Below are 21,836 nucleotides of genomic sequence, written 5' to 3' on the forward strand. Positions count from 1 at the left end.
CCACACGCTCAATGAGCTACTGCTGGTCTGCTCGCTCGTGCTGCTCGTCGCCGTCGCGGCGGTACGCATCTCTTCACGCAGCGGCCTCCCCAGCCTGCTCATCTACCTCGGCATAGGCATCGCGATAGGCCAGGACGGCATCGGCAACGTCGTATTCGACAACGCCGAGCTGACGCAGGTCATCGGTTATGCCGCACTCGTCGTGATCCTCGCCGAGGGTGGTCTGGGCACCAAGTGGAAAGAGATCAAGCCGGCCCTGCCGGCCGCGATCGCGCTGTCGCTGGCCGGCGTCGCCGTCAGCGTGGGAGTGACGGCGGCGGGCGCGCACTACCTGGTCGGGCTGGACTGGCGACAGGCCCTGCTGATCGGCGCGGTCGTCTCCTCGACCGACGCGGCGGCCGTCTTCTCCGTCCTGCGCAAGGTGCCGCTGCCCTCGCGGGTGACGGGTGTACTGGAGGCGGAGTCCGGCTTCAACGACGCACCCGTGGTCATCCTGGTGGTGTCCTTCGCGACCCTCGGCCCGGTGGACGAGTGGTACGTCCTGATCGGCAAGATCGCGCTGGAGCTGGCGATCGGCGTCGCGATCGGCCTGACCGTGGGCTTCCTGGGGGCGTACGGCCTGCGGCACGTGGCCCTGCCCGCCTCGGGCCTCTACCCGATCGCCGTGATGGCGATCGCCATCACCGCGTACGCGGCGGGCGCGATCGCGCACGGCTCCGGGTTCCTCGCCGTCTACCTGGCGGCCATGGTGCTGGGGAACGCGAAGCTCCCGCACTGGCCGGCGACCCGGGGATTCGCGGACGGGCTCGGCTGGATCGCCCAGATCGGCATGTTCGTCCTGCTCGGTCTCCTCGTCACCCCGCACGAGCTGGCGGGCGACTTCTGGCCGGCGGTGGTCATCGGGCTGGTGCTGACCATGGTCGCGCGGCCGCTCGAGGTCTTCGTCAGCCTGCTGCCGTTCCGGCTGCCGTGGCAGGAGCAGGCCCTGATGTCGTGGGCCGGCCTGCGCGGAGCGGTGCCCATCATCCTCGCGACCATCCCGATGGTGTCCGGCATCGAGGGCAGCGACCGGGTCTTCAACATCGTCTTCGTGCTGGTCGTCGTCTACACGCTGGCGCAGGGGCCGACCCTGCCGTGGGTGGCGCGCAAGCTCAATCTCCGCGAGACCGACGAGATCGCCGCCGACCTGGGGATCGAGTCGGCGCCGCTGGAGAAGCTGCGCGGGCACCTGCTGTCCTTCGCCATCCCGCCGGCCTCGCGGATGCACGGCGTGGAGGTGAGCGAGCTGCGGCTGCCCGCCGGGGCCTCGGTCACGCTGGTGGTCCGGGACGCGAAGAGCTTCGTACCGGCGCCGTCGACGGTGCTGCGGCACGGGGACGAGCTGCTGGTGGTGGCCACGGATCCGGTCCGGGACGCGGCGGAGGCCCGGCTGCGGGCGGTGGCCCGGGGCGGCAAGCTGGCCGGATGGCTCGGGACCGGGTCGAACGGGTCTTGAGCAGATCCCGAACAGAGCGTTAGAGCGGCGTTCTAAATCTATGATTTCGGGAACTTCGGGGCCGTCTTGCCCCGATTTCAGGGGCTGCGGAATGCGAACTTCCAGTTAATCGCAGGCGAAGACGGCCTTGTCGCCGGAATCACAAGGCGCGATAGCGACTCTGCCTGTACGATAAAGGCACACCACATCGAACCAACTCTGCCTGACGCAGAGCTGGCGCGACCGCAAAGCGGCCGTGGCACCCTCCCGCAGTGGGCGCCCAGGTATCACTCGGTTCTGCGCAAGAGGACAGCTCTCGGGGCTCCCACATGTACGGGTGCGACTCGCTCACAAGGTGATGCATCGTCCGCAGTCGGGGAGTTCTACCAGGCAGCGGAAAGGCCAGGCCGTGACATCCGCGGTCACGACCGACACGTCCGCCCGCCCCGGCTACGGGCAGCTCCTGCGCACGCCCGGCGCCCTCAGCTTCCTGCTCCCCGGCTTCGCAGCCCGGCTGCCCTTCGGAATGCTGACCATCAGCATCCTGCTGCTCGTGCAGCACACCAGCGGTTCCTACGCCAGCGCCGGCATCGTCGCCGCCGTCACCGGAATCTCCATGGCGCTGTGCGCCCCCGTGATGGGCAACCTCACCGACAAGTACGGCCAGAGCGCCGTCCTGCTGCCGGCGGTCGTGATCCACGCCGCCGCCGTGAGCACCCTGGCCGCCCTCGCGCTGATCGGCGCACCCGTGATCGTGCTCGCGCTGGCCGCCATTCCGGCCGGTGCCTCGGTGCCGCAGGTCGGCCCGATGGTCCGTGCCCGCTGGGCCGCCAAGCTTGAGGGCTCGCCGCTGCTGCCGACCGCCGCCGCGTTCGAGTCCGTCACCGACGAGTTCACCTTCGTCGTCGGCCCGGTCCTCGCGACCGCGCTGTGCACCGGCCTCCACCCGTCGGCCGGCCTGATCACCGAGGCCGCCCTGACGCTGCTCGGCGGCCTGCTGTTCGCCGCCCAGCGCGGCACCCAGCCCACGGCGCACACCGCGTCCGCCACCGGCACCAAGCGCGCCTCCGCACTGTCCTTCGCGGGTCTGCGCGTCCTGATCGTGGCCTTCCTCGGGATCGGCGCCGTCTTCGGCGGCATGCAGGTCTCGCTGGCGGCCTTCTCCAACGAGATCGGCAACCCGGGCGCGAACGGTCTGCTGTACGGCGTCTTCGCGGCCGGCAACATGGTCGCGGGCATCGCCTGTGGCGCCATCGCCTGGAAGATCGGCCCGCGTCGCCGGCTACTGCTCGGCTACATCGGCCTGACCGCCGCCGCGTCGCTGCTGTGGACCGCCGACTCGATGATCCTGCTGGCCGCCCTCGGCCTGCTGGTCGGACTGTGCATCGCCCCCGCCCTGATCACCGGCTACACGATGATCGAGTCGCTGATCCCGGCGAACGCCCGCACCGAGGCCTTCACCTGGCTGACCGGCGCGATCGCCTTCGGGCAGGCCATCGCCGTGATCGTGGCCGGCCGTCTGACGGACGCGCACGGTTCCTCGTACGGCTTCCTCGTGCCGCTGGCGGCCACGGCGCTGGCACTGGTCACCCTGCTCGGCCTGCGCGCCAAGCTGGCGCCGAAGGCCCCGAGCCGGATCGTGAACTCGTCGGCGACCCGTGCGGTTGCCGCCCCTTCCGCAGGGGTGAACGAGCGTGGGATGGGTCACCGCGTGCCGGTGACGGTGGACTGATCCGCCGGAATACGTCACCATGGAGCGTCGTTAGCACTCATTGAGTCAGAGTGCCAGGAGGAAATTCGTGCCGACCTACCAGTACCAGTGCACCGAGTGCGGTGAGGGCCTTGAGGCCGTGCAGAAGTTCACCGATGACGCACTGACCGTGTGCCCGAACTGCGACGGACGCCTGAAGAAGGTGTTCTCCGCGGTCGGCATCGTCTTCAAGGGCTCCGGTTTCTACCGGAACGACAGCCGTGGCGCTTCGTCGAGCAGCACGCCTGCCTCGAAGCCGGCGTCGTCCACGACTTCGACCGCTGCCGCCCCGGCCGCTTCGTCGTCGTCCTCGGCGGCCTCGTCGTCTTCGTCTTCCAGCACGTCGAGCACGAGCAGCTCCACCTCGGCTGCCTGACCTCGTCTGTTTCCGTAAGGCCCCGTCGCCCCTCCCGGGCGGCGGGGCCTTACGCATGCCCGGTTAGGGTGACGCCATGGCGAACGCAGAGATCGGTGTCATCGGCGGCTCGGGCTTCTACTCCTTCCTGGAGGACGTCTCCGAGATCCAGGTGGAGACCCCCTACGGTCCCCCGAGCGACTCCCTGCACCTGGGCGAGCTGGCGGGGCGGCAGGTGGCCTTCCTGCCCCGGCACGGGCGCAGCCACACCGTGCCGCCGCACAAGATCAACTACCGGGCCAACCTGTGGGCGCTGCGCTCGGTCGGCGTCCGCCAGGTGCTGGGCCCCTGCGCGGTGGGCGGCCTGCGCGAGGAGTACGGGCCGGGCACGCTGCTGGTGCCGGACCAGCTGGTCGACCGGACCAAGACCCGCGTCCAGACCTTCTTCGACGGGGAGCCGCTGCCCGACGGCACCGTCCCGAACGTCGTGCACGCCACCTTCGCCGACCCGTACTGCCCGGTCGGCCGGTCGGTGGCCCTGGCGGCGGCCCGCGGGCGGGCCTGGGAGCCGGTGGACGGCGGCACGATGGTCGTGGTCGAAGGCCCCCGGTTCTCCACGCGCGCCGAGTCGAAGTGGCACGCGGCGATGGGCTGGTCGGTCGTCGGCATGACGGGCCACCCGGAGGCCGTGCTCGCCCGCGAGCTGGGGCTCTGCTACACCTCGATGGCGCTTGTCACGGACCTGGACGCGGGCGCGGAGACGGGTGAGGGCGTGTCCCACACGGAGGTCCTGCGCGTATTCGGCGAGAACATCGGCCGCATGCGCGAGGTCCTCTTCGACGCGGTGGCGGCCCTCCCGGCGACGGAATCCCGCGCCTGCCTGTGCATGCACGCCCTCGACGGCTGGGACCTGGGCATCGACCTGCCGTAGGACGGGCGGGGCTTGCCGGGTCGCGGCAGGGTCGCGGGCGGGGTCGCGGCAGGGTCGCGGCCGGGGTCGCGGGCGGGGCAGTCGGCGGGCACGCCCGGACGGGAACTGCGCAGGCCGCCTTCGCCGCCGGGGCCTCGCATGTCGTGGTGGGCCGGTCGGTCACGCGGGCCGCGGACCCGGTGGCGGTGCTGGAGCGGGTCCGGGCCGTCGGCTGACTCGTGTGGGTGACGCGGCTGTCCACAGGCTGGGGATCATCCACAGGCCCGGGCGAGGTTTCGCGGGGCGGGGGATCGTGAGGGATGTCCGGGCGCTGGATCCGGACACCGGAACACACAGAGCTTGGCGGTGGCCGTCATGTCCAGGACCCCTTCCCTTGTCCCGTCTTCTACGTGCCCTCCCGCTTCTTCTACGTGTCCTCCCGCGCGCCCGGTTCCGTCCTTCCCCCCGCTGCGCGTGGGGCGGGGCGGGGACCGGCTGCGCAGGGCCCTGAGGCGCCGGCGGCGTGCCGCCTCAGCCGGGCTGGCCGTCGCGGCGGCCGCGCTGGCGGTGGGCGGGACGGAGGCCCAGGCCTCACGGGGTGGCGCGCCGCCAGACGTGAAACCACCCCCCGTCGCGGTGCGGATGGTGTCGGCGCCGGTGCGCATCGCGGACGCGGCGACGGTCCGGCTGCTGCGTGCCGGGGACCGGGTGGATGTGGTGGCGGCCGAACGCTCCGCACCGCCCCGGGTGGTGGCGGTGGCGGCCCGAGTGGCCGAAGTACCGGATCCGGAGAAGGGCGGCGGGGACGGCGGGGCACTGGTGGTCCTGTCCGTGCCCCGGGAAACCGCGCGGGCTCTGGTGGGGGCGGGCACGGTGTCACGACTGGCGGTGACGTTGTGCTGAATCAGAGATACGTGCCGCGATGTCACCTTGTGGCAAGCACCGATTGGACACGCCATGCCTGGACTGCCGTAGCTTTCGGAACCGTTGGCTCCGTGTTCGGCAGATGCGAAGAAAGGCTCAGTGGTGAGCGAGAAGAAGAAGGAGAGCGTCCTGGCGGGCTTCAAGGCCTTCCTGATGCGCGGCAACGTCGTCGACCTGGCGGTGGCCGTCGTCATCGGCGCCGCGTTCACGAACATCGTGAACGCGGTGGTGAAGGGGATCATCGGCCCGCTGGTGGGCGCGGTCGGCACGAAGAACCTGGACGTCTACTCCTCGTGCCTGAAGGATCAGTGCGGCATCGACGCGAAGGGGGAGCCGACGGGTGTCAACATCATGTGGGGCTCGGTGCTCAACGCGACGCTGACCTTCCTGATCACCGCCGCGGTCGTCTACTTCCTGATGGTGCTGCCCATGGCGAAGTACCTCGCCAAGGTGGAGGCCCGCCGCCGGGCCAGGGATGGCGTGCAGGAGACCATGGAGATCACCGAGCTGGAGGTCCTCAAGGAGATCCGCGACCACCTGGTCGCACAGCGCAACGGCTCGGGCCCGGCCGGGGTGCCGGCACCGGGGCGCGGCGGTTCGTTCTGACCCAGGCCGCTCAGAGGTGGTGCGGCGGCTTCTCGTCGAGGAAGCGGGCCAAGTCGGCGGCGCTCCCGCCGGCGGGCGGCCGCTCGCCCCACCCGCGGTCGGTGTCGTCGGAGGACTGCTGGTCCAGGGGGTCGTCGAAGACGAGCTTCGGCTTCGGCCTGGGCACGGCCTCGGGCTTGGGGTCCTGTGCGCCGGAGGCGGAGGCGGGGGCGTTGCTCATGCCTCCAGGGTACGGCCGCCCCCGGCTCCATCTGCGACTGCTTCAGGGCTGCGGCCCGCGGCTCGGAGCCCTGGCCCGCGGCCTCCTTCATGTGCTGGGTTCGGGGTGGGGGGTGGGCATGGGCATGGTCACCTCACCGGTCCTTCGGGTCGAGGAGCCACAGGCCGATCACGACGAGAGAGGACAGGATCAGGAATCCCGCCCCCCACCAGGCCGTGGCGGTGTTGCCCTTCATCCACTCGTCGACGGTCACGGTCAGCGCCCAGAGCTGTCCGACCACGACGGTGAGGGCCAGGGCCAGCCTGGCGTTGAGTTTCGAGGAACGCTCCGGCTCCTGCTCGGTGCCGGCCCCCGGACCGGGGCCCGTGTGCCGGATCCGCGGGTCGCCGTAGCCGCTGGTGGGGCGGATCTGCGGATACCGTTCCCGCACCGGCCGGTTCAATCGGGGCTCGGCACTGGCCGGGTGGTATTCCGGGCGCGGAGGCAGCTGTTCGTCGGTCATGTCCGGGCGCTTTCCGTGTCGCCGTCCGTGCCGGGGCAGCCCAGGGTGCGGGCCAGCTCGGGGCGGGACTCGCCGAACTGGCGGCACAAGGCCTCCTGGGTGGGCTCTCCCGACCGGGCGGTCGCGACGGCCCAAATGCTGCCGTCGGTCTCCTCGGTCAGGAAGACCTTGGGGAGCGGGCGGGGCGGTGGGCCCGCGGCGACCTCGCCGGTGCGCGCGTCGAAGACGCCCTCGTGACAGGGGCAGTACAGCTCCCCCTCGGGGCCCCGGTCCTCGCGCCACAGCACGGCGCAGGCCAGGTGGGTGCAGATGGCCGAGTAGCCCACGAGGGAGCCGTCCCACAGCCGTACCGCGAGGGCCCGGTCCTCGTCACCGGGGAAGCGGAAGGCCATGGACTCCCCGGGTGCCAGCTGGTCGGCGACCTTCTTGCTCTTGGGCAGCTTCTCGCTGTCGCCGTGCCGGTCCAGGATGCCGGCGGCGACGCCGACACCGCCGATGGCCAGCCCGCCGGAGACGGTGGCGACGATCCGCAGGTAGTCACGGCGGGTGGTGAGGGAGTCGGCGCTGATCCGGTCGCGCAACTGCTCGGCGGCGTCGCCGTCGGGGCCGGGGGCGGGGGCCGGCTGCTGGGTCACGCTCATCTGACGTCGACTCCATTGATCTCGACGACGGGGAGGCCGCCGGGGACGGGCCATTGGACCTTGTCGGCGGGGACGACCATCGCGACGCCGGTGCTGACCGCCACGTCGCCGAACACGAAGGAGTCGGCGACCTGGACGCCGGGGCGCTCCGCCTGGAGCTCTTCGAGGGTTCCGTAGAAGAGGGCACCGGTCGGGCAGACAGTGGCGCACATGGGGGCGAGGCCGTAGGCGGTGCGGTCGTAGCAGAGGTTGCACTTCATCTGGAGCTTCGCCTGGAGGTCGATCTTCGGGACGCCGAAGGGGCAGGCGTTGACGCAGTTGGCGCAGCCGATGCAGCGGGTGGTGTCAGCCGTTTGGACCACCCCGTCCGCGGTGACCAGGATCGCGTCGGCGGGGCAGACCTCGGCGCAGGGGGCGACCGGGTCCTCGCAGTGCATGCAGACGGTCGGAAGGGAGGCGACGGACCGGCCGGCGTCGGTGTAGTCCAGGTGGATCATCGACTTGCCTCGGTGCGAGTCGCATTCGCGGCAGGCGGAGACACAGGCCTGGCAGCCGATGCAGCGACCCGGGTCGATGAAGATCGTTCGGCCCATCATGGCGGAGTCAGTTCCTCTCCGCCGTGCCACGGCCCTGCGGGGCCGTGGGGGGCAGCGGGTCGGTGCGGGAGACCTGGGTCTGCGGGTAGGCCTCGTGGCCGGGGGCCGTGGGCGGTGCGGGCACCTCGTCGATCCGCTCGGCGGACTCGATCCGGGCGGCGCAGACCTTGTACTCGGGGATCTTCGAGCGGGGGTCGAGGGCGTCGATGGTCAGGGCGTTCGCGGACGTCGGGACGGGCCAGTGGTACGGGATGAAGACGGTGTCGGGACGGATGGCCTCGGTGACCAGGGCCGGGAAGACCTCGCTGCCGCGGCGGGTGACCACCCGCACCGGGTCGCCGTTGCGGAAACCGTGCGAGGGGTGGACCTCCACCCAGGGGCGCGGGGCCTGTTCGACGAGGGCGCCCAGACGGCGGGTCTGGTTGCCGGAGAGGAAGTGCGCGACGGTGCGGCCGGTGGTGAGGGAGAGGGGGAACTCCCCGGTGTAGGCGTCCATGGGCGGATGCCATTCCACGACCTGAAGGTGGATCTTGCCGTCGGGGTGGTAGCTCCGGCCGTCCTCGAACAGCCGGGGTGTGCCCGGGTGCTCGGTGGAGGGGCAGGGCCAGGCGATCCCGCCGGTCTCCTCCAGGCGGTCGTAGGTGATGCCGTAGTAGTCGTTGACCGTGCCGGCGGAGGCGATCCGCAGCTCCTCGAACACCTCGCGGGAGCCGGCGAAGTCGAAGTGGTGGCCGGCACCGAGCCGTTTGGCCAGCTCGCAGATGACCCAGGTGTCGGTGCGGACCCCGGCCGGGGGTTCCTGGGCCTTGTTGTGCTTGACCACCCGGGCCTCGGCGTTGGCCATCACGCCCTCGTCCTCGGCCCAGGTGGTGACGGGGAAGACGACGTGGGCGTTGGCGGCGGTCTCGGAGAGGAAGAAGTCGAACTGGGCGTGGAACTCGGCGGTGTCGTAGCCGTCCTTGACCACCCCGTAGTTGGGGAGGGAGACGAAGGGGTTGTTGCAGATGCCGATGAGGCCACGGATCTCGCGGCGCTGCATTTGCCAGACCATTTCCATCATGGAGGTGCCGGCGCCGGGGAGCTCGGATTCCTCGATGCCCCAGATCTGGCAGATCTGGCGCCGGTGTTCCGGGTCGGTGATCGAGCGGCCGCCGGGGAGGAGGTCGGACTTCTGGCCGTGTTCGCGGCCGCCCTGGCCGTTGCCCTGGCCCGTGATGGTGCCGTAGCCGGCGCCGGGCTTGCCGATGTTGCCGGTGGCCACGCACAGGTTGATGACGGAGAGGCAGTTCTCGACGCCCTGGGAGTGGTGTTCGATGCCCCGGGCATGCCAGGCCATGGCCTTGCCGGCGGCGGCGAAGACGCGGGCCACCTGGACGATCTGCTCGGCCGGGACTCCGCAGATCCGGGCGGAGCGGGCGGGCGGGTACTCCTGGACGGTGGCCTTGACCTCGTCCCAGCCGGTGGTGCGGGCGGCGAGGTAGGCCTCGTCGGTCAGGCCCTCGGCGACGATCACGTGCAGGACGGCGTTGAAGAAGGCCGAGTCGGTGCCGGGCTTGAGGGCGACGTGGATGTCGGCGGTGCGCGCGATGGCCGTCTCGCGCGGGTCGACCACGATCAGCGAGGCGCCCCGGTCCCGGGCGCCCCACAGGTACTGGGTCATCACGGGGAAGCACTCCCCCACGTTCGACCCGGCGATGAGCAGGCAGTCGGTGAGGAGGATGTCGGAGAAGGGGTTGCCGGCCCGGTCGATGCCGAAGGCGAGCTTGTTGGCGCCCGCGGCGCTGACCATGCACAGCCGGCCGTTGTAGTCGACGTGCTTGGTCTTCAGCGCGACCCGGGCGAACTTGCCAACGAGGTAGGTCTTCTCGGAGAACAGGCTGGCTCCGCCGAGCAGCCCGAAGGCGTCGTTCCCGTACTCGCCCTGGATACGGCGGATCTCGGAGACGGTGAAGTCGAGGGCCTCGTCCCAGGAGACGTCCCTGAACTCCTCGTCACGGGAGCGGCGCATCAGCGGGGCGGTGAGCCGGTCGGGGTGGTTGACCTGCTGGTAGGCGTTGATGCCCTTGGGGCACAGCCGCATGCGGTTGATGTCGTGATTGCGGGGCTCCACGCCGAAGACCTTGCCGCCGCGGTCCACCCGCAGGTACATCCCGCACTGCACGCCGCAGAAGCAGCAGTGGGTGGGGACGAGGGTCTCGCCGTTCTGGTCGGCGTGCCACTTGTCCGCGGGGATGCCGCCCGCGTCGCGGAAGTTGCGGGTGCCGGGCGGGGCGATCGAAGGGGCGAGGGGCAGCGGCGCGGGCTCGGCGGGGTCCGTCGCGGTCACTTGAAGCCCTTCTTGACATGGGCCAGGTAGACACTGCCGCGCAGCACCCGCTTGCAGCGCGGGCAGTATTCGGCGAAGGCGTCGAAGTCGAGCTTCAGGTCCCGCATGGTGCCGCGCAGGTTCTCGACGTACGGCGTGGTGTCGATGGGCTCTCCGCAGCGCTTGCAGGCGAAGACCTGGTCCTCCTGGCGGGCGGTGTACTTGAACAGCTGCATGCCGACGGCGGCCGGCCGCTGGACGATGTGGAAGAACTTCCCGAACGGGATGTAGATGAGGGTGAAGACCACCGACACCATGTGCAGGATCGCCAGGGACTCGTAGCCCCCGCCGTGCAGGAAGATCGACGAGAAGGTCAGCAGCAGACCCGTCACGGAGATCACGATCAGGCAGATCAGCGGCAGCAGGTCGTACGCGAACCGCTGGCCGGTGATGGCGCCCCGGTCCCTCATCCGCCGCCACAGGAAGTACGAGGCACCGGGGATGACCAGCACGGCGGCGATGTCCAGGCCGTGGAACATCAGCCAGCCGGCGATGCTGAGCGAGTCGAAGCCGAGGATCTTGAAGCCCCACATCCGCATCTCGTAGCCCGGGCCCGATCCGCTGCCGGAGGTGAAGGTGAACCAGCCCCAGGTCAGCGGGAAGGTGATCAGGGCGGCCAGGATGCAGCCCCAGAAGATCAGCTGGTGGGCGGCCCAGCGGGCGCGCGAGCGGGCGCCGAGGAACTTCTGGAAGCCGAGGTAGGTGACGATCATCTTCGGCAGGGCGGTGGGGGCCTTGCGGAAGTTGGCGGCCGAGAAGAAGCTGCCGAAGCCCTTCTTGAAGAGCCGGCGCGCGCCGGGCGCGGAGACCCAGACGGTGTACCGGTAGGCCACGCCGAAGGCCAGGAAGACGGTGGCGACGGCGTACGGCAGCAGGCCCGAGTCGAAGTCGCGCAGGAGCCTGCTCCCCAGCACGATCGCGGCGATGAGCAGGAGCGAGACGACGGTGCCGGCCAGAGTGGCCCGTGCGGTGACGGACCGCCCGACGGGCGGCAGCGTCGCGGCCGTCGGCTGCCCGGTCCCGGTCGGAGGCGGCGGGGGCGGCGCGGCGGCGAGGACTTCTGAGGGCTCGGACACGCCACCACGCTAGGTGGTATGTCCCTGCATAGCCCGTTATGCAACCAAGTGGGCGAATCCCTCAGACGAGGGTCGGCCCCTGCCGGGCGTGGAAGGGCAGTACGTCGAGGAGAACGTCGTCCGAGCGACAGGCCGAGGTCCCAAGCGCGCGCCTCGCCTGCCGACCGGCGGACGGCTGCTGTCCTGGGCGGCATGACGTACGTACCGATGACCGGCCGCCACCGCGAGGAGAGCCACCGGACCGCGACCCCGCTGGAGCTCTTCTTCGACCTCTGCTTCGTCGTCGCCGTGGCGCAGGCGGGCCGCCAGCTGGTCCACGCGCTCGCCGAGGGCCACGTCGGCACCGGCATCACCGGCTACTTCTTCGTGTTCTTCGGGGTGTGGTGGGCCTGGATGAACTTCACCTGGTTCGCCTCCGCCTATGACGTGGACGACGTCCCCTACCGCCTCGCGACCCTCGTGCAGATCTCCGGTGTGCTCATCTACTCGGCCGGGATCCCGCGGGCCTTCAACGACAACGACTGGACCATCGCCGTCATCGGCTACCTGGTGATGCGCCTCGCGCTCACCGTCCAGTGGCTGCGCGCGGCCGCCGGGGAGCAGGGCCCCGGCCGGCGCTGCGCGCTCACGTACGCCATCGGGCTGGTGCTCTGCCAGGCCGGCTGGACGGCGATGCTCGCGGCCCCCGAGAGCTCCCGCAAGTGGCTGTTCCTGGTGCTGGTGATGGCGGAGCTGATGGTTCCGGTCCTCGCCGAGCGCGGGTACCAGACCCAGTGGCATCCGCACCACATCGCCGAGCGGTACGGCCTCTTCACCATCATCGTGCTCGGCGAGACCATCTCCGCCGGCACGGTCGCGGTCCAGTCGGCGATCGACGAGCACGAGGCGCTGGGCGAGCTGCTGCCCATCGCCGCGGGCGGGCTGCTGCTGGCCTTCGCGGCCTGGTGGATCTACTTCGCGGTCCCCGCGCACTACCGGCTGCAGAGCAACCGGCAGGCATTCAGCTGGGGTTACGGCCACTACGTGATCCTCGCCGCGGCCGCGGCCATCGGCGCCGGCGTCGAAGTGGCGATCGAGCAGGCCGTCGGCAAGGCCCACATCTCGGACCTGGCCGCCAACCTCTCGGTGGCCGTCCCGGCCGCGCTCTTCCTGGCCTTCGTCTGGCTGCTGCACTCGCGCCACTTCAAGCGGGGCGCAGCCCAGCAACTGATGCTGCCCCTCTCGGCGCTCGCCATCCTCGGCTGCGCCTGGACCGGCCCGCAAGCGGTGCTGTGGGCGGGGCTGGTGGCGGCCGCCACCGTCGCGGTGGGCGTGACCTTGGCCCACCGGGCGCGTTCTGGTGCGTGAGGACGGTGGGCTCCGACCGACCCGACGAATGAGAGAAGAAACGATGACGGTCCCTGCACAGCGGTACGAGGACACGGGCGCGGGCCCGCACCTCGCGGACCCGGCGTTCTGGCAGCAGTCCCCCGAAGCCCGGCTCGCGGCGTTCGCCGCGCTGCGGGCCCTGGACACCCCGGTGTACGTGCCCGAGGGGAAGGGCCGCGGACACTGGGCCCTCGTACGGCACGCCGACGTACAGGAGGCGAGCCGGCTTCCCAAGGTGTTCGCGAGCGCGCCCGGGGTGACCACGCCCGAGCCGGCCCGGTGGGTGCGGGCGCTGTTCGGCGACTCCATGGTCAATCTGGACGGCGCCGACCACGCGCAGTTGCGGAAGATCGTGCAGCGGGCCTTCACGCCCCGGCTGCTGGCAGCGGCCGAGGAGGACATCCACGCGGTGGCCGCCCGCATCGTGGACGACGTACTCGCCGACCGGCCCGACGAGTTCGTCTCGGCGGTGTCCTCCCGGCTGCCCCTGGAGGTCATCTGCAACATGATGGGCATCCCGGAGCGCTACCGGGCGGAGATCGCCGACCGCGTCAACCACGCCTCCGAGAACATCGGCGTGGAGCGCGGGCTGGCCTCCCGGCTGCGCGTGCCGGGCCGCGGCCTGCGGGCGCTGGCCCGGATGCAGCGGATGGTCGCGGGCATCGGGCGGGAGCGGCGCAAGAACCCGACCGCCGACCTGATCTCGGCGCTGGTCTGCGCGAACGTGGACGGCCAGGCCCTGGGCGCCCGCCAGCTGGGGGCGTTCTTCTCGCTGCTGATGGTGGCGGGCGTGGAGACCACCCGCAACGCGATCACGCACGGGCTGGCCCTGCTGACCGACCACCCGGAGCAACGGGACCTGCTGCTCGCGGACTTCGAGAAGTACGCCGACGGCGCGGTGGACGAGATGATCCGGCACTCGACGCCGATCATCCAGTTCCGCCGGACGGTCGCGGCCGAACACACCCTGGGCGGTCACCTGTTCCGGCCCGGCGACAAGGTGGTGCTGTACTACGCGTCCGCCAACCGCGACGAGGCGGTGTTCCCCGACCCGGACGCCTTCGACATCACCCGCTCGCCCAACCCGCATCTTGGTTTCGGCGGGGGCGGGCCACACTTCTGCCTGGGCGCGCACCTGGCCCGGGTGGAGATGAAGGCGCTGTTCCGCGAGCTGCTGACCCGTCCGGTCGGGCTGCGCGCGGTGGGCCTGCCGGATCTGGCGGGGTCCAGCTTCGACAACCGGGTGCGCTCTCTCCGGTTCTCCTTCGAGCGGCCCTGATGAGGCCCTGAGGCCCTGGGGCTGACGCCCTGAGGCCCTGACGCCTGACGCCCTGCGCCGAATGCGATGGCGCGGGGCGTGGGGCGCGGGGACCGGCCGCCGGGCAGGCTGGGAGCCCGGCGGCCGGAGAGTGCGCGGTGCGGCGCGGCTACCGGCTGAGGCGCTGCACCTGGATCACACAGTGGGCGCTGCTGGTGAGCACCTGCTCGTCACCCGCGAACGCCTGGAGGACCTCCGCGGTCACCGGCCGGCCCGGAACGGCCTCGGGCCAGGCGCGGGTGGCGAACAGGAAATAGGCCTGCCCGCTCTCGTTCGCCGCGGCCACCCACTCGTCGGGCGCGGTGCAGGCCGCGTTCAGCCCGGGCATGGTCAGCGCGATCTGGTTGCCCGACAGCAGGATCTGCACCGCGAAGGTGCGCGGGCTGCGGGTGCCGTCCATGACCACGTCGCCGATGGGCAGGCCGATCTCCTCCAGCAGCCCGCGGGCGGCCGCCTCACCCGCCTCCTTGCCCTGCGGGCCGTCGCCGAGGGTGTACGCGAGGAGGTACGGGATGTCGTGGCCGTCGGAGGGGTCGCCGATCCAGGCGAGCACGGAAAGGGTGCCGAGCTGGGACCGGTCGATTTCGGCTTGAGTTGAAGTCATGCGCCGCACCCTAGCCGCCTCTCACCCGGCCCTTTCACGGCGTTTCACCCGGCCGGGCTAGACCGCCCAGAATCCCGTTCCGGAATTCGCCTGCATGTTCGTGTCCTGGTACTCGAGCCGCACAATCTGCACGTTTTCCGGGATTTCGAACACCACCCATCCCTCGGCCCGCGCACCGACGGCGAGGGAATCGAAGACGAGTGGTTTGCCGGTCGTCAGTTCACCGGTGGGCACCACCGGGAAGCGCTTCCCCGCGCTGTCGTGCGCCCACATGCGTCCGAGCGCCCCGTACGAGGCCCCGCCGACGTTGACGAACGACATCGAGGCGGCCACCCAGCGCTTGCCGGCGGGCGGGGCGAAGTTCTTCTCGACGCTGACCGCGGGGTCCACGTAGGCGTTGAGCACCGCCTCCAGGTGACGGCCGACCTGCCTGCCGTGCACCCGTACGGATTCACCCACATGGGCGTCTTTCGCGGCGGTCCGCACCACTCCGGGGGCCTCCTCCGCGTCTTCTGCGTCACCGCCCGGAGCCCCGTCGTCGACGGGGGCGGCGGGCACCGCCGCCGGGGCGAGCGCGCCCCCTTCAGGGGCGCTCTGGCAGGCGGTGGCACCGAACAGCAGGAGCGGGAGGAGAGCGGCGGCGGCGAGGACGGGAAGGGGAGCGGAGCGGCGCATGCGGGACCCTTCGGGGATCTACGAGGATCTTCGGGGATGTAAGGGGATGTAATTCGCCAGTCTCACGCGCCCGAGCGGGCAATTGCACACACCGACACGAGCCCGCGGAGCGAGTCGCCGGCCAAAATCCCAGCACAATTCGTTCCCGGCGGATTCCCGCTACCCGCATTCACCCGCATCCACCCGCATCCACCTGGAGGAACGAATGGGCGTGTCCGGCCCCCGAATGGCCCTGGCAGCACTCGCGGCACTGTCCGCGCTGACGGTCGCGGCGGTATTCACCACACCGGCCACCGCCGCATCCATGGACAATGGCATTTCCGTACAGCCGTACGCTCATATCGGCGAGGACGGCAAGGTCACTCTTTCCGGCACCTACCACTGCGACGACTCGTCACCCGTGGGGGCGGTTCAGATCGCCACGTCCGTCTCCCAGGGCGACACCCGCCTGGGCGCCAGCAACGGTGAGGTCGTCTGCGACGGCGCGGAGCACGAGTGGCGGACCACCGCCTCGCTCGCGCTCGCCCCGGAGATCCACCCCGGACGGGCGCTGGCCGAGGTCCGGCTCCAGGAGATCCGCCGTACGGGCGGCGGCCTGCTGTCGCTGCCCGTGAAGACGGTCGCCGAGGACGTCCAGGAGATCGAGCTGATCGACCACCGCTGAGCCGTGCGCGGCAGCCGCCGGTCCGCCCGGTGGCCGCCGCTACCGGCAGGCGGGGCACCGCCCCCGGCAGCGGGCCACCGCTACCGGCAGCAGGGCGCCGCTACCGGCAGGCGGGCGCCACCCCGGTCATCGACATGAACGCCACCGTCCGGCACCCGGGGTCCGCGTGCGGACGTCCCGTCGTCCAGTCCACGACCGTCGGCACCCCGGCAGCCAGCACGAGCAGCGCCAGAATCCCCGTCACGGCGCCCCTGCTCAGCCGGCGCACAGCGCGTTCCGTTCCCAAGCCGTCCGTTCCATGGCCGCATCATCACTCCGCCCCCGCCCGCCCACAACTCGACGTGACTGGCCGGTCACCCGACGCCACGGGGGGCGCCCCCGGCGTCGAACTCGCACCACACCGCCTTGCCGTCGCCCCTGGACTCCACGCCCCAGTGCGTGGCCAGCGCGTCCACCAGCAGCAGCCCGCGCCCCGTGGTGGCCGACTCCCCCGGGGTGCGGCGGCGCGGCCACACGCTGGAGCGGTCCTTCACCCACAGCCGGATCCGCCGAACCGGCTCCGGCAGCACCTCCATGGTCAGCACCGCCCCGCCGTCGGTGTGCAGCAGGGCGTTGACCAGCAACTCCCCGGCCGCCAGCTCCACATCGTCGGCGAGCTCCGGCATGCCCCAGTCGCGCAGCGCCTGCCGCAGGGCGTAGCGGGCGTCCGAGAGACCCTCCGGGTCGGCCTGGTGGATGTACTGGTGGATGCGCGGGGCGCGGTGCGTGCCCGGGTCGGGGGCGCGGCGCAGCACCAGCAGGGCCACGTCGTCGCCGGAGCCCCAGCGCTCCCAGAGCCGGTCCGAGAGGTGGTCGGCGAGCGCCCCGGCCTCCTGCGGTCCGCTCCTGACGGCGTGCGCGAGGGCCTCCATGCCCTGGGTGATGGCCGTCCCGGGCTCCTCCACCAGGCCGTCGGTGCACAGCACCAGCGTCTCGCCGGGCACCAGGTCGAGCCGGGTCTCGGGGAACTCCTCCTGCTCGAAGACCGAGGCCAGCCCGAGCGGCAGCCCGCCGCGCACATTGGGCCAGCCCGTACGCCCGTCCGTGTGCCGGATCAGCGGCCCGAGATGGCCCGCGCGGACCGCCCGGACACCTCCGGTCTCCAGGTCCACCTGCGCGTACATGCACGTCGCGAAGCGTTCGGTGTCCAGTTCGGCGAGGAAACGGGAGGCCCGGGCCAGCACGGTGGACGGCGGATGCCCCTCCCCCGCGTACGCCCGCAGCGCGATCCGCAGCTGGCCCATGATGGCCGCCGCGTGCGTGTCGTGGCCCTGTACGTCGCCCACGACGATGCCGACGCGGTCGCGGGGCAGCGCGATCACGTCGTACCAGTCCCCGCCGACCTCCCGCCCGCTCCAGGCGGAGTGGTAGCGGACGGCGATCTCCCCGCCGCTGATCTCGGGGATCCGGCGCGGCAGCATCGCGGCCTGGAGACCCGTGGCGAACTCCCGCTCCTGGTCGAAGAGCAGCGCCCGCTGGAGCGACTGCGCGACGATGCCGGCCAGGCCCAGGCAGAGGTTGCGCTCCTCCGGGCTGAACTCGCTGCGCCGCCGGTAGAACAGCACCAGCCCGCCGATGGCCTTGGCCTGCGCGATCAGCGGCAGGTAGGCCGCCGCGTCGAACCGGATCCGGTTCAGGTACTCCGCGAGCAGCGGGAATTCGTCCGCGAGCTCGGTGAGGGAGGTGACGAAACGCGCCTTGCGGGTGATCACCGCCTGCGACAGCGGCAGCGAGCCGTCCAGCCGGGTGAACTTCCGCTCGCTGAGGATCTCCAGCGACTCCCCGCTCAGCGCGATGATCTTGATGGCGCCGTTCTCGACCAGCCCCAGGGCCAGCCCGTCCGCGCCGAGCCGCTCCAGCGCGCCCGCCCCGGTCAGCGTGGCCGTCACATCGTCGACCGTCACCGCCCTCGACAGGGCCTCCGTGGTCCGCTGCACGATCGTCGCCTGCTGCGCGCGCGCCGACTCCAGCCTCCTCAGCACCATGGCGTGCGCCAGCTCCGGCGTCGCGTCGCGGACGATCCCCACGATCCGCCGGGGCCGCCCGTCGGGGTCCCGGAGGATCCTGCCCTGGGTGTGCGTCCACTGGTCGCGGCCGTCGCGCCGACGCACCGTGAAGTAGGAGCCGTACGTCTCCCCCTCGCCGTCCAGCGCGGTCTGCACCGAGTCCGAGAGCCGCGCGCTGTCGTCGGCCGGGATCCGCAGCCCGAGGGCCTCCGGGGTGTCGTCGAACTCCTCCGGCTCCAGGTCGAAGACGGCCATGCCGGCCTCGTCGAGCATCATCCTCCCGGCGCGCAGGTCCCACTCGAAGCTGCCCATGCCGTTCAGCGCGAGCCGCTCTCCGGGCCCGGTCGCGGGGCCCTGCCCGCCCTGGTCGGGGTTGTCGTGCTCCGCCGCTGACAAGAGACACACCACCTAACGGCCGGGCCAGCACGGCTGGGAGATCAGCCGCTCCCACTCCTCGTCAGGATGCCCCGGAAGGGTGCGTCCGGCCTCCCGCCAGCGCTTGACGAGGGAGAGGTAGATCGTGGGCTGGTCGGCGGAGGAGGCCGCCGGGGCGGCCGGGGCCGCCGGCCCGGTCCACCCCGTCCGGCCCGTGGAGGCCTTGGGCGCGGGGGCAGCCGCCGGGTACGCGGCCCCGGCCGGGGCGGGCTGTTCCCCACGGCTGGCGGGAATGCGCACCCAGCCACGGCCCTGTGCTCGCTCCGCACCCATCACGGCCCCTCTCACCGCAGATACGTCTACCGCAGATACGTTTTCGGAAGCCCAGCCGGAGCCCGGTCGAGCCGGGCGCCCCTGGTGGAGCCCGGCAGCGGTCCCCGGGCGCCGAGGCGCTTGCGGACTCCCTTCACCAGTCTCCCCGCCGTGAAGCCCGCGCCGTGCACGAATCGCATGGAAGGGCCGAATGAGGGAGCCGTCAGCAGCCCCGCGAAGAACAGCCCGGGCCACGAGGACTCGAATGCCGGACTCAGCTCCGGCGTCGCGCTCTCCCCTACGGTCTCCAGCGCGGCCCGCAGCCCCGCGTCGAGGAACTCCAGCCGCCGCAGGTCCGGGGTGAACCCGGTCGCGGCGATCACATGGGCCGTGTCCAGTACGACGGACTCCCCGGCCGCCGTGGTCAGGCCGAGCCGGGTCCGCTCGCCCACCGCCACCGCCCGGTGCAGCCGGTGCCCCAGCAGCACCGGCACCCGCCGCTCGAACCGGTCCCGCAGCCACCAGGCCCCGGCGGGGCCCAGCGCGGTCGCCGCGATCCGCTCGCGGGTGGGGGCGGACAGCCGGCGCACCGCCCAGGGCAGCTCCGACCAGACCCAGCTGCGCCAGCCGGTGCCGAGCCCGCTGTGCGGATCGCGCAGGGCGCGCAGCGGGGACCGCTCCAGGGGCTGCGGGACGGTGTTCCAGTTCAGCCGGCTGCGGCGGGCGACGAGACACGGCCGCGCGCCGTTCTCCGCGAGCAGGGCGGCGGTTTCCAGGGCCGCCTGGCCGGCGCCGAGCACGGCGACCTCCCGGCCGGCGAACCGGGACAGGTCGCGGTGCCCGCTGCTGTGCGAATAGTGGCCGGGCGGGAGCTCCCGCAGCGCCTCGGGGTGGTTCACGAAGGGCATCACCCCGACCGCGAGGGCCACCGTGCGGGCGAGCAGGGGCGGCCCTTCGGCGGTGCGGATCCGAAAGGCCTCGCCCTGCGGGGTGACTTCGGTGACGGTGACCTCCTCCACCTCGGGCGCGGCGTGCCGGGCGAACCACATCCCGTAGGAGCTGAACGTGCCGATCGGCAGCGGAGTGCCGTGTTCCGCGGTGATCCCGCGGGTGGCGCAGTAGTCGGCGAGGGTGTGCCGTCCGCCCGGCGCGGACAGGTTGGACGACCAGGGCTCCGACTTGAGGTACATACCGTCGGGCATGTGGTCCCGCCACGAGGCCATGGGCCGGCCGAGCAGCCGTACTCCGAGCCCGGCACCCGCCGCGTGGGCCGCGATCGACAACCCGTACGGGCCCGCGCCGATCACTACGAGATCGTCCATCCGCGTCACGGCCATCCCTCCACTCTCACGTTCAACAGGTCACCGTCGCCGCTCATCCGCTGCGGCCGCGGCCGGGCGGGCCCTGCCCGGTCACCGGGTGACCAGCTCGTCCGGTTCGGACGCGGCGGGGGGTGTCGGCGGGGGCGGTGGGGGCGGGGGCGGTGGGGGCGGCGGCTCGGCCAGGTCGCGGCCGCGCTGGCGGGGGGCGCGCACCACGGCGCGGGCCGTGCGCCGGCCGTGCGCCGGTACCCCGCGCAGCGCCCGGGCGCCCTTGTCCGCGCCCCGCCCCAGGAAGGCGGCGAGCATCGCCAGGAACGGCCGCAGGTCGTCGGCGGCGAACCACGCGGCCTCCACCCGCCCCCGCTCCCCCCGCGACACCACCCGCACAGGCCCGGGCCGCACGCCCGGCGACTCCACGCGCCGCTCGACGGGTTCACCGGGGCCCGAACCCGAACCCGAACCGAAGCCGGAGCCGGAGCCGAAGGCCGAGCCAGGCCCGGAGCCGACACCGGAGCCCAAGCCGGACCCGGAGCCCGAGCCGAAGGCCGAGCCAGGCCCGGAGCCGACACCGGAGCCCAAGCCGGACCCGGAGCCCAAGCCGGACCCGGAGCCCAAGCCGGAGCCAGGACCGGAGCCCGAGCCCAATCCAGGCCCGGAGCCCAAGCCAGACCCGGAGCCCGAGCCGGGGGCCGGGTTCGGGTTCGGGCGGCGGCCAGCCGGGACGGACGGTACTCCCTGATCCGGAGCGGGCGGCGCCTCCCGTTTGCGGCCCGGCAGGGCGCCGGGCTCGCGGCGGAACGGGAGTTGACGCCCCCGTACCGCCGCCAGCAGCGCGTAGTTCTCCGCGACGAACACCCGCCCCGGCCCGCCCGACGGCTCCGGGACCCGTTGCCCCGTCAGGTCCAGGTACATCGCCTGTACGACGTCCAGCCCGCCCGCGTCCGTGAAGAGCCGGAACTGCGCCCCGGGGCGGGGGTTGAAGTCCACCAGCCGGAAGCACCCCCGCTCGTCCCGGCGGAAGTCGAGGTCCAGGATCCCCTGGTAGCCCAGCTGTTCGGCGATCCGCAGCCCCGCCTCCTCCACCGCGGGATCCGGCAGCCACCGCCCCACGGCCGTCAGCCCCGTCCGCACCGGCCAGGACAGCTCCTTGCGCCCCGACCCCGCGAGCAGCGGATGCCCGCCCCGCGTGAAGGCGCCGTGGAAGAACCAGTCGGTGTCCGCCCCCGCCGGCAGGAACCGCTGGAGCAGCAGCCGGCTCCCGGCCTCGGCGGAACGGTCGTACAGCCGCCGTGCCTCGGCGGCGGTGAGCACGAGGGTGGTGCTGCGCAGGCCCGTGCCCGACGGCAGCAGCCAAGGCCGGCTCCACTTCGCCACCGCCGGCAGCCCCAGCCGCCACGCGGCCTCCGCCGCCTCGGCCCCGCTCGACGGGATCACCGTCTCCGGGTGCGGGATGTCCCACCGCGCGCACAGCCGGGACAGCTCCGCCTTGTCGGCCACCCGCGCGGGCAGCCCGTCCGGCTGATGGGGAATCCGGAACCGGTCCCCGAGCATCGGCGCGATCCGCGCGACCGCGATCGCGCTCAGGTCGTCCATCGCGACCAGAACCGCCGGGCGCCCGATGCGCTCCGAGACCCCGGTCAGGCACTCCAGCAGCGCCTCCGGCGCCTCGGGATCCACCCCTCCGTCAGGAACGGGGTGCACGGCGCGCAGATATCGCGAACGCCCCATGGGACC

23 protein-coding genes are annotated in these 21,836 nt (G+C 72.1%); 10 read left to right on the forward strand and 13 right to left on the reverse strand.

All coding sequences use genetic code 11. The features are described 5' to 3' along the window. Positions 1-37: 37 nt before the first annotated feature. The 7 genes from J7I97_RS04095 (at position 38) to mscL (ending at position 6,019) form a co-directional block, all read left to right on the forward strand. Entirely contained in the window at positions 38-1,495 is a 1,458-nt protein-coding gene (locus J7I97_RS04095) for a potassium/proton antiporter (RefSeq protein ID WP_308363430.1), read from the forward strand. A 388-nt stretch (positions 1,496-1,883) separates the two neighbouring features. Next, a complete protein-coding gene (locus tag J7I97_RS04100) occupies positions 1,884-3,206 on the forward strand; it encodes an MFS transporter (protein WP_308363427.1) in 1,323 nt (440 codons plus the stop codon). Between the two features lie 67 nt (positions 3,207-3,273). Next, positions 3,274-3,600: an FmdB family zinc ribbon protein gene (locus tag J7I97_RS04105; RefSeq protein WP_214930992.1), complete on the forward strand. Its 327-nt coding sequence runs from the start codon at positions 3,274-3,276 to the stop codon at positions 3,598-3,600. A gap of 76 nt (positions 3,601-3,676) precedes the next feature. Continuing rightward, the gene (locus tag J7I97_RS04110) at positions 3,677-4,510 is read left to right on the forward strand and encodes an S-methyl-5'-thioadenosine phosphorylase (protein ID WP_214930993.1); all 834 of its coding nucleotides are present in this window, start codon (positions 3,677-3,679) and stop codon (positions 4,508-4,510) included. Then, positions 4,462-4,725: an orotidine 5'-phosphate decarboxylase / HUMPS family protein gene (locus tag J7I97_RS40155; protein WP_374103548.1), complete on the forward strand. Its 264-nt coding sequence runs from the start codon at positions 4,462-4,464 to the stop codon at positions 4,723-4,725. The genes J7I97_RS04110 and J7I97_RS40155 overlap by 49 nt, the downstream gene beginning before the upstream one ends. 379 nt (positions 4,726-5,104) lie before the next feature. Beyond that, entirely contained in the window at positions 5,105-5,392 is a 288-nt protein-coding gene (locus J7I97_RS39795; protein ID WP_308363424.1) for a hypothetical protein, read from the forward strand. A 123-nt stretch (positions 5,393-5,515) separates the two neighbouring features. Further along, positions 5,516-6,019: a large conductance mechanosensitive channel protein MscL gene (gene mscL, locus J7I97_RS04125; protein WP_214930995.1), complete on the forward strand. Its 504-nt coding sequence runs from the start codon at positions 5,516-5,518 to the stop codon at positions 6,017-6,019. Between the two features lie 10 nt (positions 6,020-6,029). Here the strand turns inward: mscL and J7I97_RS04130 are convergent, their stop codons facing one another. From J7I97_RS04130 to J7I97_RS04155, 6 genes are all read right to left on the reverse strand, one after another. Continuing rightward, the gene (locus J7I97_RS04130; protein ID WP_214930996.1) at positions 6,030-6,239 is read right to left on the reverse strand and encodes a hypothetical protein; all 210 of its coding nucleotides are present in this window, start codon (positions 6,237-6,239) and stop codon (positions 6,030-6,032) included. A gap of 133 nt (positions 6,240-6,372) precedes the next feature. After that, on the reverse strand, positions 6,373-6,741 hold the full coding sequence (locus J7I97_RS04135) for a hypothetical protein (RefSeq protein ID WP_214930997.1): 369 nt from the start codon (positions 6,739-6,741) through the stop codon (positions 6,373-6,375). Continuing rightward, the gene (locus J7I97_RS04140; RefSeq protein WP_214930998.1) at positions 6,738-7,382 is read right to left on the reverse strand and encodes a ubiquinol-cytochrome c reductase iron-sulfur subunit; all 645 of its coding nucleotides are present in this window, start codon (positions 7,380-7,382) and stop codon (positions 6,738-6,740) included. The genes J7I97_RS04135 and J7I97_RS04140 overlap by 4 nt, the downstream gene beginning before the upstream one ends. After that, positions 7,379-7,978 carry a 4Fe-4S dicluster domain-containing protein gene (locus tag J7I97_RS04145; RefSeq protein ID WP_214930999.1) on the reverse strand — a complete coding sequence of 200 codons (600 nt, stop codon included), beginning with the start codon at positions 7,976-7,978 and terminating at the stop codon, positions 7,379-7,381. Before J7I97_RS04145 ends, J7I97_RS04140 begins: the two co-directional genes overlap by 4 nt. 7 nt (positions 7,979-7,985) lie before the next feature. Further along, positions 7,986-10,304, reverse strand: a complete 2,319-nt coding sequence (locus J7I97_RS04150) for a molybdopterin oxidoreductase family protein (RefSeq protein ID WP_214931000.1) — start codon at positions 10,302-10,304, stop codon at positions 7,986-7,988. Further along, on the reverse strand, positions 10,301-11,419 hold the full coding sequence (locus J7I97_RS04155; RefSeq protein WP_214931001.1) for an MFS transporter: 1,119 nt from the start codon (positions 11,417-11,419) through the stop codon (positions 10,301-10,303). Before J7I97_RS04155 ends, J7I97_RS04150 begins: the two co-directional genes overlap by 4 nt. A 192-nt stretch (positions 11,420-11,611) precedes the next feature. On the opposite strand from J7I97_RS04155, the gene J7I97_RS04160 reads away from it, so the two are divergent. Continuing rightward, the gene (locus J7I97_RS04160) at positions 11,612-12,766 is read left to right on the forward strand and encodes a low temperature requirement protein A (RefSeq protein WP_214931002.1); all 1,155 of its coding nucleotides are present in this window, start codon (positions 11,612-11,614) and stop codon (positions 12,764-12,766) included. Between the two features lie 43 nt (positions 12,767-12,809). Then, positions 12,810-14,066, forward strand: coding sequence for a cytochrome P450 (locus J7I97_RS04165; protein ID WP_214931003.1), 1,257 nt, complete (start codon positions 12,810-12,812; stop codon positions 14,064-14,066). Between the two features lie 148 nt (positions 14,067-14,214). Here the strand turns inward: J7I97_RS04165 and J7I97_RS04170 are convergent, their stop codons facing one another. After that, positions 14,215-14,709, reverse strand: coding sequence for a DUF5949 family protein (locus J7I97_RS04170; protein ID WP_214931004.1), 495 nt, complete (start codon positions 14,707-14,709; stop codon positions 14,215-14,217). A 57-nt stretch (positions 14,710-14,766) separates the two neighbouring features. Further along, the gene (locus J7I97_RS04175) at positions 14,767-15,384 is read right to left on the reverse strand and encodes a DUF4352 domain-containing protein (RefSeq protein ID WP_214931005.1); all 618 of its coding nucleotides are present in this window, start codon (positions 15,382-15,384) and stop codon (positions 14,767-14,769) included. 211 nt (positions 15,385-15,595) lie between these two features. Here J7I97_RS04175 and J7I97_RS04180 point away from each other — a divergent pair, with 211 nt between their 5' ends. After that, a complete protein-coding gene (locus J7I97_RS04180; RefSeq protein WP_214931006.1) occupies positions 15,596-16,048 on the forward strand; it encodes a DUF6299 family protein in 453 nt (150 codons plus the stop codon). Positions 16,049-16,148: 100 nt separating this feature from the next. Here the strand turns inward: J7I97_RS04180 and J7I97_RS04185 are convergent, their stop codons facing one another. The 5 genes from J7I97_RS04185 to J7I97_RS39800 all read right to left on the reverse strand — a co-directional run bounded on the left by J7I97_RS04185 (position 16,149) and on the right by J7I97_RS39800 (position 21,830). Next, positions 16,149-16,292, reverse strand: coding sequence for a hypothetical protein (locus J7I97_RS04185; RefSeq protein ID WP_214931068.1), 144 nt, complete (start codon positions 16,290-16,292; stop codon positions 16,149-16,151). A gap of 109 nt (positions 16,293-16,401) precedes the next feature. Beyond that, entirely contained in the window at positions 16,402-18,489 is a 2,088-nt protein-coding gene (locus tag J7I97_RS04190; protein WP_214931007.1) for a SpoIIE family protein phosphatase, read from the reverse strand. Between the two features lie 12 nt (positions 18,490-18,501). Further along, positions 18,502-18,801: a hypothetical protein gene (locus J7I97_RS04195; RefSeq protein ID WP_214931008.1), complete on the reverse strand. Its 300-nt coding sequence runs from the start codon at positions 18,799-18,801 to the stop codon at positions 18,502-18,504. A 26-nt stretch (positions 18,802-18,827) separates the two neighbouring features. Further along, the gene (locus tag J7I97_RS04200) at positions 18,828-20,102 is read right to left on the reverse strand and encodes an NAD(P)-binding domain-containing protein (RefSeq protein ID WP_214931009.1); all 1,275 of its coding nucleotides are present in this window, start codon (positions 20,100-20,102) and stop codon (positions 18,828-18,830) included. Positions 20,103-20,192: 90 nt separating this feature from the next. Beyond that, positions 20,193-21,830, reverse strand: a complete 1,638-nt coding sequence (locus tag J7I97_RS39800; RefSeq protein ID WP_214931010.1) for an ATP-grasp domain-containing protein — start codon at positions 21,828-21,830, stop codon at positions 20,193-20,195. Positions 21,831-21,836: the final 6 nt, after the last annotated feature.

Origin of the sequence: Streptomyces sp. ISL-87, from assembly GCF_018614095.1 — a bacterium.
Classification (GTDB): domain Bacteria; phylum Actinomycetota; class Actinomycetes; order Streptomycetales; family Streptomycetaceae; genus Streptomyces.

Excerpts from the sequence above, each read along its gene's own strand:
- J7I97_RS04110 (WP_214930993.1), top strand. The coding sequence starts at position 3,677 with ATGGCGAACGCAGAGATCGGTGTCATCGGCGGCTCGGGCTTCTACTCC.
- J7I97_RS04130 (WP_214930996.1), bottom strand. The coding sequence starts at position 6,239 with ATGAGCAACGCCCCCGCCTCCGCCTCCGGCGCACAGGACCCCAAGCCC.
- J7I97_RS04135 (WP_214930997.1), bottom strand. The coding sequence starts at position 6,741 with ATGACCGACGAACAGCTGCCTCCGCGCCCGGAATACCACCCGGCCAGT.
- J7I97_RS04140 (WP_214930998.1), bottom strand. The coding sequence starts at position 7,382 with ATGAGCGTGACCCAGCAGCCGGCCCCCGCCCCCGGCCCCGACGGCGAC.
- J7I97_RS04145 (WP_214930999.1), bottom strand. The coding sequence starts at position 7,978 with ATGATGGGCCGAACGATCTTCATCGACCCGGGTCGCTGCATCGGCTGC.
- J7I97_RS04160 (WP_214931002.1), top strand. The coding sequence starts at position 11,612 with ATGACGTACGTACCGATGACCGGCCGCCACCGCGAGGAGAGCCACCGG.
- J7I97_RS04165 (WP_214931003.1), top strand. The coding sequence starts at position 12,810 with ATGACGGTCCCTGCACAGCGGTACGAGGACACGGGCGCGGGCCCGCAC.
- J7I97_RS04170 (WP_214931004.1), bottom strand. The coding sequence starts at position 14,709 with ATGACTTCAACTCAAGCCGAAATCGACCGGTCCCAGCTCGGCACCCTT.
- J7I97_RS04175 (WP_214931005.1), bottom strand. The coding sequence starts at position 15,384 with ATGCGCCGCTCCGCTCCCCTTCCCGTCCTCGCCGCCGCCGCTCTCCTC.
- J7I97_RS04195 (WP_214931008.1), bottom strand. The coding sequence starts at position 18,801 with ATGGGTGCGGAGCGAGCACAGGGCCGTGGCTGGGTGCGCATTCCCGCC.
- J7I97_RS04200 (WP_214931009.1), bottom strand. The coding sequence starts at position 20,102 with ATGGACGATCTCGTAGTGATCGGCGCGGGCCCGTACGGGTTGTCGATC.
- J7I97_RS39800 (WP_214931010.1), bottom strand. The coding sequence starts at position 21,830 with ATGGGGCGTTCGCGATATCTGCGCGCCGTGCACCCCGTTCCTGACGGA.